The organism is Bacteroides sp. MSK.18.37 (assembly GCF_019129155.2).
GTDB lineage: Bacteria > Bacteroidota > Bacteroidia > Bacteroidales > Bacteroidaceae > Bacteroides > Bacteroides ovatus.
In genome coordinates this window covers 2178491-2192141 of the sequence record NZ_JAHOIB020000001.1, presented here as the reverse complement: position 1 = coordinate 2192141, position 13651 = coordinate 2178491, and the positions used below count along the sequence as shown (strand labels likewise).

Sequence of the window (13651 nt, the reverse complement as noted above, 5' to 3'; positions counted from 1 at the left end):
TTCATGGCGATATTAGCATTTCAAAAACCTGATAAAGTATTAATGTTGGAGGCGGACTCCAGATTCGGTAAATTCGAATTCCGTCCGTTGGAACCGGGTTTTGGTATTACTGTAGGTAATGCATTACGCCGAATCCTTCTTTCTTCATTAGAGGGTTTTGCTATCACTACTATCAGAATCGATGGTGTGGAGCATGAATTTTCTAGTGTACCTGGAGTAAAAGAGGATGTTACCAACATTATCTTGAATCTGAAACAAGTGAGATTCAAGCAAGTAGTTGAAGAGTTCGAGAGCGAAAAAGTGAGCATCACTGTCGAGAATTCCAGTGAATTTAAAGCAGGTGACATAGGTAAGTATTTGACTGGATTTGAAGTGTTAAATCCGGAATTAGTTATTTGTCATTTAGATTCTAAGTCAACTATGCAGATTGATATTACAATTAACAAAGGCCGTGGTTATGTACCTGCTGATGAGAATCGCGAGTATTGCACGGATGTTAATGTAATTCCAATTGACTCTATTTATACACCGATACGTAATGTCAAGTATGCTGTAGAAAACTTCCGTGTAGAACAGAAGACTGACTACGAAAAGCTAGTACTTGAAATTAGTACCGACGGTTCTATACATCCGAAAGAAGCGCTGAAAGAAGCTGCAAAAATTCTGATTTATCACTTCATGTTGTTCTCTGACGAGAAGATCACGCTTGAAAGTAATGATACTGATGGCAATGAAGAGTTTGATGAAGAAGTATTGCACATGCGTCAGCTGTTGAAAACTAAACTCGTTGATATGGACTTGTCAGTTCGTGCCCTCAATTGCTTGAAGGCTGCTGACGTAGAAACTCTCGGCGACTTGGTACAATTCAACAAAACTGACCTGCTGAAATTCAGAAACTTCGGAAAGAAATCGCTTACCGAGCTTGATGATTTGCTGGAAAGTCTGAATCTGTCGTTTGGAACCGACATTTCTAAATATAAATTAGATAAAGAATAAAAAATGAGACATAATAAAAAATTCAATCATTTAGGTCGTACTGCTTCTCATAGAAGCGCTATGTTATCTAACATGGCTTGCTCTTTGATCAAGCACAAAAGAATCACTACGACTGTTGCAAAGGCGAAAGCTTTGAAAAAGTTTGTTGAGCCTTTGATTACTAAGTCTAAAGAAGATACTACGAACTCTCGTCGTGTTGTATTTAGCAACTTGCAAGATAAGATTGCAGTAACAGAGCTGTTCAAAGAAATCTCTGTTAAGATTGCTGATCGTCCGGGTGGTTATACTCGTATTATCAAGACTGGTAACCGTTTGGGTGATAATGCAGAAATGTGCTTCATCGAGTTGGTTGACTACAATGAAAACATGGCTAAAGAAAAAGTTGCTAAGAAAGCTACTCGTACTCGTCGTTCGAAGAAAGCTGCTGAAGCTACTCCTACTGCTGTTGAAGCTCCTGCAACTGAAGCTCCTAAGGCTGAAGAACCAAAAGCTGAATCAGCTGAATAATTTTACAGTTATTCTTATAGATATAAAAAAGGCTACCCTCAAGGTAGCCTTTTTTGTTTGTCTGCCGTTTACTAATACTAAGATACATTAAAATATATCTTAATAGAACTTTTCATAGAGAGAATCTGTTATATTTGCAGGTGAATATGGCAAAATTTGTAAAGGTAATATTGTTTCTGTTGCTGACTGTTGCTTTTCATAGCATAGCAGGCAATGTTTCTACTGCGAAAGTGGTGGATGAACAGGAGCGTGCTATTACATATGCAATGAGACAGCATGGGGAAATCAGCGCACCGGATCTTCCTGGTAAGCCAGTGGCTGAACTGAACAACTTGCAAAGCCATCAGATATCTGTAACACGTATTCAACGTGTACAACTTGGAGAATATTTCTTTTCTTTAAAAAATGCGCTACAATGTTGTGCTGATCGTGATAACTCACTTTCACAACACTGGGGGCGGATTTATGGTACAACAACTTCCTATTATTGCCAGCCATCAAGTGAATACTATGTATATACTTTGAGGCGTATAATTATTTAGTAGTCTATTTATTGGTATTGTTTATTTTGTGGTTACTGGTATCTTCTGTAATACCGGTGACTATATCCTTTTTATCTTTATATTTTTACTAATAATTTAAACTTTAAATATTATGGCAACTACTCAAACGATTGATGCTACTATCTTCGCATCTTCACACCCCGATATCGCAAAACGTACAAGTGTTTCAGGAGTTTTAATTTCTTCTGTAATGTTATTGGTCGGTATTTTAGCTTTTGTTTCCACTTTCGAATTGGATGATAAGTCTTCTACGGTTAGTATGGCTTTGATGGTTCTGGGAACAGGTTTATTCCTTATGGGGATTTTCCGTCTCTTCTGGAAATCAAAAGAAGTTATTTATTTGCCAACCAAAAGTGTGGCTAAAGAGCATAGTATATTCTTTGATTTGAAACACATGGATGCTTTGAGGAATCTTGTGAATTCGGGTTCATTCTCAGCAGGTTCGCATATAAAGAGTGAGGCTAGTGGTAATATACGTATGGATGTAATACTTTCTGCTGATAAAAAGTTTGCAGCTGTACAGTTATTCCAGTTTATACCTTATACATATCAGCCAATAACGTCAGTGCAGTATTTCACTGATGAACAAGCTTCAGCGGTAATAGCGTTTCTGACAAAAAGTAAAATGCAGTAAAAGTATCTCTACAAAATCTGTTTGACTTAGTTTTTTCCGACACATTAAAACAGGTAGCTTGAAGTTTTATATTCAGTTTGCTGCTACTAAATAAAGCAGGTTTTGGATGTTACTACAATAGAAAACTTTGATTTTTATACAAGGAATGGGGATTAGTCGTTAATGACGGCGATCCCCATTTTCTTCATTAAGAAGCAGGCATTCATATTTTGCGCAACTCCGTTTCTCATTTGGTAAGAGAAGGTGAGTTCGTTGTTCGTAATGTCAGCTTCGAAACAGTAATTCCGGATATTTTGTGGGAAGGAGTCCACTAAAGTTCCTAGCAACAAGTCATGAGTGGCGATGATGCCATTGGTATTCATGTGCATGAATTGTTTGATGAGGGCGAAAGAACCTTTCTGTTTATCCATAGAGTTTGTACCTTTCAATATTTCATCAAGGATGATGAAAAGTTCTTCTCCTGCTTCAAGCTTATCTATGATTAATTTAAGTCGCTTGAGTTCGGCAAAAAAATAAGATTCGTTGTCGGTTAAGGAGTCACTGGTCCGAAGGCTGGTGACGAGGCGAGCCGGATATATTTCCATCCGCTTTGCCCAAACGGGAGCCCCTATACATGCTAGTAGATAGTTCACTCCTACAGTACGTAAATACGTGCTTTTTCCTGCCATATTGGCTCCTGTGATAATAATAAAGAAAGGACGTCTTTCAATGTCTATTCCGTTGCGTACACATTTGTTGCGATCCATTAAAGGATGCCCCAAAGCTTCAGCCTGCAGATGGAAAGATTGAGCAGCAATGGTAGGATAGATGTAATCCGGATGATTATATGCGAATGTTGCCAGAGAACAATAAGCGTCAATTTCTCCGATGGTTTCTATCCAGCGGGGAAGGTCAGATGCGTGGATTTCTTTCCACTTCTCGATTCGCATCACTTGGCGCAGCTCCCAGAATATCAGTCCATTGAGTATCGTGCTTATTAGCAGATTGCTTCGTTGATCGAGCGCGTTCATCAGTTTTGAAAGCTGGCGTACTGCTTGAGAAGCGGTTTGATTCTGACTTGTAAGTTCCGTTTTTAACTTTTGCAGTATATGACTTTGCATTTCTTTCTGTTCAGTGAGAAGAATCTGGTCAGCGTATGTCGAAAGAATTTGTAGCTTTTCTCCGTAGGTCGTTTGTAGTTTAGTGATTCCTTTAGAAAAAATAGTGCTGAATAATACAAAGCCAACAAACACTCCTCCTGCAATACTGGCCGAGATAATACCTAAAATGGCTAGACCTATACATAAGAAATTAATGATCGTTACCGCTGTCGGGAGGATGCGTAGAAGTGTACGCTTCCGATAATAACTTGGACTGTTTGCCCATTCTTTGATTTCGGTGGTATCGGCAGGTTTTCCTTTATAGAGTAAGCCGAGTAAGCGGATTTGTTGGCGATATTCTAAGTCTGTGGACAATTCATGTATAGCTTCCTGGCGATGTTCAATAGCTTCTTTGTTTTCCAGATGTGCATTGAACCAGTTTGCAAGATGCAGTTTGCCAATAGGCGTTGCAGTGCGGTTGATGTATTGGAAAAGAGAATGTTCGCCAAATACGTCTAAATCAAGAGTGTAGAGATGAGATGGATTAACAAATTCTTTTCCATCATCAAAATCAGAAAAGTCATATTGCATGGCACGTAGCTCCTGCTCATTGATTTCTATTTTCTTTTTCAGAAAGTCTTTTCGGTAGAACCAGAAATTATGGCGTTTTACCAGCCAGATGAATAAGATAAAAGGTAAGATAGCGAAAGCAGAGAGACATAGCCACCCATCAGACCAAAAGATAATGGCATTTGCTACAGCTCCTACGAATAAGATCAGGCGGAGAAGACTGATATAATAGATACGTTTCCGTGCATTCTGTAACTCCAGCTCTGTTTTCTGAATGATTTGCTGATATGTAGTAATGATCTGTTCTTGTTTTTCCATGACAAATTTAATTCTTTTCCACAAAGGTAATATAATTCATGACGGTCGGGATAAGAGCTTGTTTTTGTCGAGAGCAGATTTACTGTTTATTAACGGAAGATAGAAAGGAATAACAAGCTCATATTATGACTTGTCTGGATAATGCCTTTACTAGCTGTAAGGAATGGGGTATATAAGTTCTGTTTCCGTTTAATAAGAGTAGGGGGCATTTCCTGGTAGCAGCTTTTTTTCAATATTTCTTTCCTCATTCTTGCATTTATCCGCTAAAATTTATAACTTTCCACTCGAAAAGGCGTTAGACAGGAAAGGAGGATGCTTATGAAGAAAGGATGTATCTTATGTTTGCTGATAAGCGTGATTAGCCTTCCGTTAATTGCGCAGAATATTATTTATTCCAACCTGAAAGAGTTGCTGGCTCAACATGGTGATACAACAGCCGTGTTGCGTGTAGAAAAACGTTCCAGAAATCAGATTGTATTGACAGGAGGGGCTGATTACCGGATAACGGCCGGTGATGACGAGTCGATGTGTCGACGCTTGAAGAAGCGTTGTTTTGCCGTGCGTGACGAAAAAGGAGATTTATATTTGAATTGTCGTAAGTTGCGCTATAAAAAGTTACGCTTTGGAGCATGGTATGCCCCTGCCGTTCAATTGGGTAAAAATATCTATTTTTGTGCCATGCCTCTAGGTTCGGTTATCGGAGGAAACTTTGTAGAAGAGGATGACGTAAAACTGGGAGGGAATATTGGCGATGCTCTTGCCGCTTCAAGTTTGGTTACGAAACGCGTCTGTTATGAGCTAAATGGTGAAACAGGAAAAGTCGATTTTCTAGGAAAAGATAAAATGCTTCAATTATTGAAGAATTATCCGGAACTGAAACAGGCATATTTGAAAGATGATAGTCAGGAGGCGAAGCATACCTTTAAATATTTGTTGGAGTTGCGGAATAAACAAAAAAAGTAATTTTGTCGATCTCTGTTGGTATAGCAGAGAAAGAGTATGTTCATAATACAATTATGGTCATAGTGATATGATTAGGGTGCGGATTATGCAAATAACACAGAACTCATAGCTTTGATTTAATGGAAAAATCCGCTATCCATTTTAATAAAAGCCCTACTAGTCCGTTTGGATAAAAGACCTGCATTTGTATCTGTATAAAAGCATAAGAGACTCCTGACATTGCCTGTATCTTACCATTCTATTAAGCAGTAAATGTAATAATGCCTTTCTGATAATAAATCTGTTATTTCTCTTGTCTTTTATCTTCTTTTTTTCTATATTGCGAAGAGTTATAAGACTGTATTGCTTACAGTTTGTAATCCTTAATTCTGTTTATTATGAGAATAACTCTTGGCAACACGCTACCTCCTTATCCGGATTTTGTAGAAGGTATCCGGAGAGCTCCCGACCGTGGTTATACACTTACCCCGGCGCAGACCATCACAGCTTTAAAAAACGCTTTGCGTTATATTCCCTCCGAGTGGCACGAACAACTGGCTCCTGAATTTATGGAAGAACTACGCACTCGCGGGCGGATTTACGGATACCGTTTCCGTCCTGCCGGAGACTTGAAAGCAAAGCCGATTGATGAATATCAGGGGCAATGTATTGAAGGCAAAGCCTTTCAGGTAATGATTGACAATAACCTTTGCTTCGATATAGCCTTATATCCCTACGAACTTGTTACTTATGGTGAAACCGGGCAAGTTTGCCAAAATTGGATGCAATATCGACTGATTAAGCAATATCTGGAAGAACTTACCCAGGAACAGACACTGGTTATTGAATCCGGACATCCATTGGGGCTTTTCCGCTCCCGTCCCGATGCTCCCCGCGTTATAATTACCAATTCGATGATGATCGGACAATTCGACAATCAACATAATTGGCATATTGCCGCCCAGATGGGAGTTGCCAATTACGGACAGATGACAGCTGGTGGTTGGATGTATATCGGTCCTCAAGGCATTGTGCATGGCACTTTCAACACCCTCCTGAATGCCGGACGATTGAAACTCGGCATTCCACAAGACCAAGATTTGCGGGGACACTTATTTATTTCTTCCGGTTTGGGAGGAATGAGTGGTGCACAACCTAAAGCAGCCGAAATAGCAGGAGCAGTCTCCATCATAGCCGAAGTAGATCGTTCACGCATTGAAACACGTTACCGCCAGGGATGGGTGGGGCATGTGACTGCAGATATCATAGAAGCATACCGGATGGCAGCTGAAGCAATGCGACGCCGTGAACCTTGTTCCATTGCCTATCATGGGAATATAGTAGACCTGCTCGAGTATGCCGAGCGTGAAAAGATTTTGATCGAACTATTATCCGATCAAACCTCCTGTCACGCCGTTTACGAAGGTGGATACTGCCCAGCCGGACTGACTTTCGAGGAACGCACACGCCTTCTTCACGAATCGCCGGAGGAATTCCGTCACTTGGTAGACATATCTTTGCACCGTCATTTCGAGGTCATCAAGAAATTGGTAGCCCGCGGAACTTATTTTTTTGATTATGGAAACTCTTTCATGAAAGCCATATACGATGCCGGAGTAAAAGAAATCTCCTATAATGGTGTTGATGAAAAAGACGGATTTATCTGGCCGAGTTATGTCGAAGATATTATGGGACCCCAACTCTTTGATTACGGCTACGGTCCGTTCAGGTGGGTCTGCTTGAGTGGTAAACACGAAGATCTGATAAAAACAGACCATGCGGCTATGGAGTGTATTGACGTCAATCGGCGCGGTCAGGATCTGGACAACTATAATTGGATACGGGATGCAGAAAAGAATCAACTCGTGGTGGGTACACAGGCACGTATTCTTTATCAGGATGCGGTTGGAAGAATGAAGATAGCCCTCCATTTCAATGAGATGGTTCGCCGGGGTGAAGTAGGCCCTATTATGCTGGGACGAGATCACCACGATGTCAGCGGTACGGATTCTCCTTTCCGGGAGACGTCAAATATCAAAGACGGAAGTAATGTGATGGCAGATATGGCTGTGCAATGCTTTGCCGGAAATTGTGCCCGTGGGATGAGTCTGGTAGCCTTGCATAATGGAGGTGGAGTCGGTATCGGCAAAGCAATCAATGGCGGTTTTGGTATGGTATGCGACGGTAGCGAACGGGTAGATGAAATACTCCGTTCGGCAATGCTTTGGGACGTAATGGGAGGAGTAGCCCGCCGTTCGTGGGCGCGTAATCCGCATGCGATGGAAACGAGTGAAGCATTTAATGAGTCCCATGCTGGAGATTATCAGATAACAATGCCGTATGTGGCGGACGAAGAATTAATAAAGAAGATAGTTCCATCTATTGTGGGAAAGTAGTCTCACAATATAAGAGAAAGCGTTCCCATAATGTGAAGGAATAAATTCCCACAATATATGGAACAGTTTGAACATGCTGTTATTTTGGATAAACCATGTGGCTATTTGATGTAAAACATATAGTTATTCAGTAAAGTATAACCTCTATAATAATAGATATTTGATATGAGTTGGAATAAGATTATTGAATGTGTCCCCAATTTTAGCGAGGGACGTGATTTGGAGAAAGTAGATCAGATAGTAGCCCCTTTCCGTAGTAAAGCCGGAGTAAAACTGCTTGATTACAGTAATGATGAAGATCATAACCGTCTGGTTGTCACACTTGTGGGAGAGCCGGAAGCACTGTGTGAAGCAGTAGTTGAAGCCGTTGGTGTAGCTGTCCGTTTGATCGACCTGAATCAGCACACCGGGCAACATCCTCGTATGGGAGCGGTAGATGTAATTCCTTTCATCCCGATTAAGAACACCAGTATGGAAGAAGCCATCGAACTCTCTAAAAAAGTAGCGGCGAAAGTTGCGGAGCTATATAATCTTCCCGTCTTCCTGTATGAAAAGTCGGCTACTGCGCCACACCGGGAAAATCTCGCCTCCGTTCGTAAAGGCGAGTTTGAAGGAATGGCCGAAAAGATCAAACTACCCGAATGGCAACCTGACTTCGGACCTGCTGAACGACATCCGACCGCAGGTACCGTAGCAATCGGAGCCCGTATGCCACTCGTAGCTTACAATATTAATCTAAGTACAGATAATATGGAGATAGCCACTAAGATAGCGAAAAATATCCGCCATATCAATGGAGGACTTCGTTATGTAAAAGCAATGGGAGTGGAACTGAAAGAGCGAAACATTACCCAAGTATCCATTAACATGACCGACTATACCCGTACCGCACTCTACCGTACCTTCGAATTAGTACGTATCGAAGCCCGTCGTTACGGTGTTACAATTGTAGGTAGTGAAATAATCGGTCTTGTACCGATGGAAGCTCTGATTGATACCGCTTCCTACTATCTCGGACTCGAAAACTTTACCATGCAGCAAGTTCTCGAAGCTCGTATCATGGAATAGTCAATAAGAAAATAGAATGAATCACAATTGCTTTATGGCAAACATCATTCTAAAAGAACGTGCCATTCATATCTCCATTTATTATATGAACTAATTATGATGAACTATTTATGAGTGAAAACCTAATCATATTTAACGCCCGTATCGTAACCCCCATCGGCTTTTCCGCCCGTAAAGGAGAGGAAATGTCCCAACTGCAAATCATAGAAAACGGAACCGTGGAAGTGACCAAAGGAATCATTACCTACGTTGGTGAAAACCGTGGTGAAGATCGGGATGGTTACTACCAGCACTATTGGCATTATAACGCTCGCGGGCATTGCCTTTTACCCGGTTTCGTCGACTCCCATACCCATTTTGTATTTGGCGGAGAACGTTCCGAAGAATTATCCTGGCGTCTGAAAGGCGAAAGCTATATGTCAATCATGGAGCGGGGAGGGGGAATTGTAAGTACCGTCAAAGCCACCCGGCAAATGAACTACCTTAAACTTCGTTCAGCCGCCGAAAGCTTCCTGAAGAAGATGAGCACCATGGGAGTAACCACCGTAGAAGGTAAAAGTGGCTACGGCCTGGATCGGGACACAGAATTACTACAACTAAAAGTAATGCGCAGCCTGAATAACGCCGAGCATAAACGCGTCGATATAGTCTCCACTTTCCTCGGCGCCCACGCCCTTCCCGAAGAATATGCAGGGAGAAGCGACGAATACATCGATTTCCTGATTCGTGAAATGCTTCCCCTTATCCATTCCGGTAAGTGGGCAGAATGTTGTGATGTCTTTTGCGAACAAGGCGTTTTCTCTATCGAACAATCCCGTCGCCTGCTTCAGGCAGCCAAAGAGCACGGTTTCCTGTTGAAACTCCATGCCGACGAAATCGTCTCTCTCGGCGGTGCCGAACTGGCAGCCGAACTCGGAGCACTGTCTGCCGACCATCTCCTGCACGCTTCCGATGCCGGTATCCGTGCAATGGCCGATGCCGGAGTAGTAGCCACCCTGTTGCCTCTGACAGCTTTCGCCTTGAAAGAACCCTACGCGCGAGGTCGTGAAATGATTGACGTCGGTTGTGCTGTGGCACTTGCCACCGACCTGAATCCCGGCAGTTGTTTCTCCGGTTCCATCCCGCTGACCATTGCTCTGGCCTGCATCTATATGCAAATGAGCATCGAAGAAACCATCACTGCTCTCACCCTGAACGGAGCCGCCGCCCTTCAACGAGCCGACCGTATTGGAAGTATCGAAGTAGGTAAACAAGGCGATTTCGTCATTCTCAATTCCGACAACTATCATATTCTACCTTACTATATAGGCATGAATTGCGTAATCATGACTATTAAAGGCGGCATACTTTATCCCGTCGCTTAATAGTTGAAAAACTCTCATTCATTAATCACTTAAAAAACAGAATACCATGTTAGCAGATTTAACCGTAAAAGATTTCTTAGATAAAGTAGCTTGCAGTGACCCTGTGCCCGGTGGCGGTAGTATTGCCGCTTTGAATGGAGCGCTGGCTTCCTCCCTTTCTACGATGGTGGCACGGCTGACCGTAGGAAAAAAAGGATACGAAGTCAGTGAAGAAGTAATGCAGCACGCACAAACCATCACCCTCCGTTTGCTAGACGAATTTATGGCGCTTATTGACAAAGATTCAGCTGCCTACAACGAAGTATTTGCCTGCTTTAAACTACCTAAAACAACCGACGAAGAGAAAGCCGCCCGAAGTGCTGCTATCCAGAAGGCAACCAAACAAGCCGCCCTCGTTCCGTTGGAAGTAGCCCGCAAAGCACTGGATATGATGTCCGTTATAGCAGATGTTGCCCGTCTCGGTAACCGGAATGCTGTCACAGATGCCTGTGTAGCAATGATGTCCGCCCGTACCGCCGTATTGGGAGCCTTACTGAATGTCCGTATCAACCTCGGTTCGCTCAAAGACAGAGATTTTGTCCTCCAGCTGCAAACCGAAGCCGATGCCATCGAGCAAACCGCCTGTCAGAGAGAAAAAGAATTGTTGGATGCCGTAAATCAAGACCTGCGCGTATGAGTAAGAATGTATACCATATCGGTTCCGGAGCACTGACCTTCGAAATCATCGAACGAATTATAAACGAAAACCTGAAACTGGAACTAGCCCCCGAAGCCAAGTTACGCATCCAGAAATGCCGTGACTACCTCGACCAAAAAATAGCTTCTTCCGAAGAACCATTATACGGCATAACAACAGGTTTCGGCTCTCTATGCACTAAAAATATATCTCCCGATGAACTGGGAACCCTCCAGGAGAACTTGATAAAAAGCCATGCTTGCAGCGTAGGCGAAGAAATCCGCCCCGTCATCATCAAACTGATGATGCTTCTCAAAGCCCACGCCCTCTCATTGGGACATAGCGGCGTACAAGTTATCACCGTGCAACGCATCCTCGATTTTTTCAATAATGACGTCATGCCAATTGTCTACGACCGCGGTTCCCTTGGAGCCTCCGGCGACCTGGCACCGCTCGCCAATCTTTTCCTTCCTCTGATAGGTGTCGGTGATGTCTACTATAAAGGAAAAAAGTGCGAAGCCATCAGCGTACTCGACGAGTTTGGCTGGGAACCGGTCAAATTAATGAGCAAAGAAGGACTAGCCCTGCTGAACGGCACCCAATTTATGAGTGCCAACGGTGTGTTTGCTATGCTCAAAGCCTTTCGCCTCTCGAAAAAGGCCGACCTGATAGCCGCCCTTTCCCTCGAAGCCTTTGACGGCCGTATCGACCCGTTTATGGACTGCATCCAGCAAATCCGTCCCCATCAGGGACAGATTGAGACAGGCGAAGCCTTCCGCAAACTACTGGCAGGCAGCGAACTAATCGAACGCCACAAGGAACATGTGCAAGATCCCTATTCCTTCCGCTGCATCCCACAAGTACATGGCGCCACCAAAGATGCCATCCGCTACGTTGCCTCCGTACTGCTGACCGAAATCAATTCCGTCACGGACAACCCCACCATCTTCCCCGATGAAGACCGGATCATCTCCGGCGGAAACTTTCACGGGCAACCGCTTGCCATCTCTTATGACTTCCTCGCCATCGCCCTGGCCGAATTGGGAAATATCTCCGAACGCCGTGTCTCCCAACTGATTATGGGACTCCGTGGACTACCTGAATTTCTCGTAGCTAACCCCGGTCTGAACTCCGGATTCATGATTCCCCAGTATGCCGCCGCCTCCATGGTCAGCCAGAATAAAATGTACTGCTATGCAGCTTCTAGCGATTCCATAGTCTCCTCCAACGGACAGGAAGACCATGTAAGCATGGGTGCCAATGCCGCCACCAAACTCTATAAAGTGATGGACAACCTGGAACATATCCTTGCCATCGAACTGATGAACGCCGCACAAGGCATCGACTTCCGCCGCCCGCAGAAAACCTCTCCCGTTCTTGAGCGTTTCCTCCATGCCTATCGGAAAGAAGTGCCTTTTGTAAAAGATGACATTGTGATGTACAAGGAAATACATAAAACAGTCGCCTTCCTGAAGAGGACACAGATTGAATACTGACAATAAATTGACCCTTTTTCGCTTTTCGTTAATAATGGTGACTGTTATTGCCGGGTAAGTGTCGATTCTTATCGATATTTATCCGGCATTTATTGGCTCCCATCTCTTCTATTAGCGATAAAACTTTACTTCCTATATTCCCTCCTTTTACCTTTCTTTTGTGTTTGTTCCAAATTTCCTATTAACACTTGTTTTCATTTCACTCTATTGAATGATAATAAATCCCAAATGGACTATAAATAGCTGGAAACTTAATTTGTTAATTGAGTTTTCTATATATCTTTGTTCCGTTTTTCCTTTGGAAATGAAGAGAAAACGAAAACTGCATTTTAATAAAATAGAAAAACGGATGATGACAGAGCATGGAAAGGACGCTTCCCAACGGGTAGAGTTAAGAGAACGGATCATAACGGCGGCAACAGAAGCTTTTACTTCAAAAGGCATCAAGAGTATTACAATGGATGACATTGCAGCAGCATTAGGAATTTCCAAACGTACGCTCTACGAAGTCTTTTCGGATAAAGAATCGTTGTTGAAAGAATGCATACTGAAGGCACAGGCAGACAGAGACAAGTATTTGCAGAAAGTCTTTGAACAGTCGCACAATGTGTTGGAAGTGATACTTGCAGTCTTTCAGAAAAGCATTGAGATGTTTCATCAGACGAACAAACGCTTTTTTGAAGACATTAAGAAATATCCCAAAGTATATGAGATGATGAAGAATCGGCAGGACAGCGATTCGATGAAAACCATGTCCTTCTTCAAAACAGGAGTAGAGCAGGGCATCTTTCGTTCGGATGTAAACTTCGCTATTGTCAATTTGCTGGTACGTGAGCAATTTGATGTGCTTTTGAATACGGACATCTGTAATGAATACCCTTTCATTGAAGTGTACGAATCCATCATGTTTACTTATATACGCGGTATCTCCACCGAAAAAGGAGCAAGGGTACTGGAAGACTTTATACAAGAATATCGCAAGAACCGCATCGAAGACTAGAGTAAAAGTGAGGTTCTATTGACAAACAATTAAGATTAAATT

The 13651-nt window shown here is 42.8% G+C and carries 12 protein-coding genes; 11 read left to right on the top strand and 1 reads right to left on the bottom strand.

Annotated elements, in window-relative coordinates; genetic code table 11:
• Positions 1–3: 3 nt before the first annotated feature.
• The 4 genes from KSX81_RS09235 (at position 4) to KSX81_RS09220 (ending at position 2700) form a co-directional block, all read left to right on the top strand.
• Positions 4–996, top strand: a complete 993-nt coding sequence (locus KSX81_RS09235; RefSeq protein ID WP_004296325.1) for a DNA-directed RNA polymerase subunit alpha — start codon at positions 4–6, stop codon at positions 994–996.
• 3 nt (positions 997–999) lie between these two features.
• On the top strand, positions 1000–1503 hold the full coding sequence (gene rplQ / locus KSX81_RS09230; protein ID WP_217725773.1) for a 50S ribosomal protein L17: 504 nt from the start codon (positions 1000–1002) through the stop codon (positions 1501–1503).
• A gap of 146 nt (positions 1504–1649) precedes the next feature.
• The gene (locus KSX81_RS09225) at positions 1650–2045 is read left to right on the top strand and encodes a hypothetical protein (RefSeq protein WP_004296323.1); all 396 of its coding nucleotides are present in this window, start codon (positions 1650–1652) and stop codon (positions 2043–2045) included.
• 112 nt (positions 2046–2157) lie between these two features.
• Positions 2158–2700, top strand: coding sequence for a hypothetical protein (locus KSX81_RS09220; RefSeq protein WP_004296322.1), 543 nt, complete (start codon positions 2158–2160; stop codon positions 2698–2700).
• 152 nt (positions 2701–2852) lie between these two features.
• On the opposite strand, the gene KSX81_RS09215 is transcribed toward KSX81_RS09220, so the two are convergent.
• Complete coding sequence (locus KSX81_RS09215) at positions 2853–4667, bottom strand: MutS family DNA mismatch repair protein (RefSeq protein ID WP_004296321.1); 1815 nt, start codon at positions 4665–4667, stop codon at positions 2853–2855.
• 318 nt (positions 4668–4985) lie between these two features.
• Between KSX81_RS09215 and KSX81_RS09210 the strand changes: the two genes are divergently transcribed.
• From KSX81_RS09210 to KSX81_RS09180, 7 genes are all read left to right on the top strand, one after another.
• Complete coding sequence (locus KSX81_RS09210; RefSeq protein WP_004307524.1) at positions 4986–5630, top strand: DUF6563 family protein; 645 nt, start codon at positions 4986–4988, stop codon at positions 5628–5630.
• A 377-nt stretch (positions 5631–6007) separates the two neighbouring features.
• Entirely contained in the window at positions 6008–8005 is a 1998-nt protein-coding gene (locus KSX81_RS09205; RefSeq protein WP_217725772.1) for a urocanate hydratase, read from the top strand.
• A gap of 165 nt (positions 8006–8170) precedes the next feature.
• Positions 8171–9073 carry a glutamate formimidoyltransferase gene (gene ftcD, locus KSX81_RS09200; RefSeq protein WP_195355573.1) on the top strand — a complete coding sequence of 301 codons (903 nt, stop codon included), beginning with the start codon at positions 8171–8173 and terminating at the stop codon, positions 9071–9073.
• A gap of 110 nt (positions 9074–9183) precedes the next feature.
• Positions 9184–10437 carry an imidazolonepropionase gene (gene hutI / locus KSX81_RS09195; protein WP_217725771.1) on the top strand — a complete coding sequence of 418 codons (1254 nt, stop codon included), beginning with the start codon at positions 9184–9186 and terminating at the stop codon, positions 10435–10437.
• A 46-nt stretch (positions 10438–10483) separates the two neighbouring features.
• On the top strand, positions 10484–11113 hold the full coding sequence (locus tag KSX81_RS09190) for a cyclodeaminase/cyclohydrolase family protein (RefSeq protein ID WP_004296316.1): 630 nt from the start codon (positions 10484–10486) through the stop codon (positions 11111–11113).
• Positions 11110–12609, top strand: coding sequence for a histidine ammonia-lyase (hutH, locus tag KSX81_RS09185; protein WP_004296315.1), 1500 nt, complete (start codon positions 11110–11112; stop codon positions 12607–12609). Before KSX81_RS09190 ends, hutH begins: the two co-directional genes overlap by 4 nt.
• A 349-nt stretch (positions 12610–12958) precedes the next feature.
• On the top strand, positions 12959–13609 hold the full coding sequence (locus tag KSX81_RS09180) for a TetR/AcrR family transcriptional regulator (protein ID WP_004323670.1): 651 nt from the start codon (positions 12959–12961) through the stop codon (positions 13607–13609).
• Positions 13610–13651: the final 42 nt, after the last annotated feature.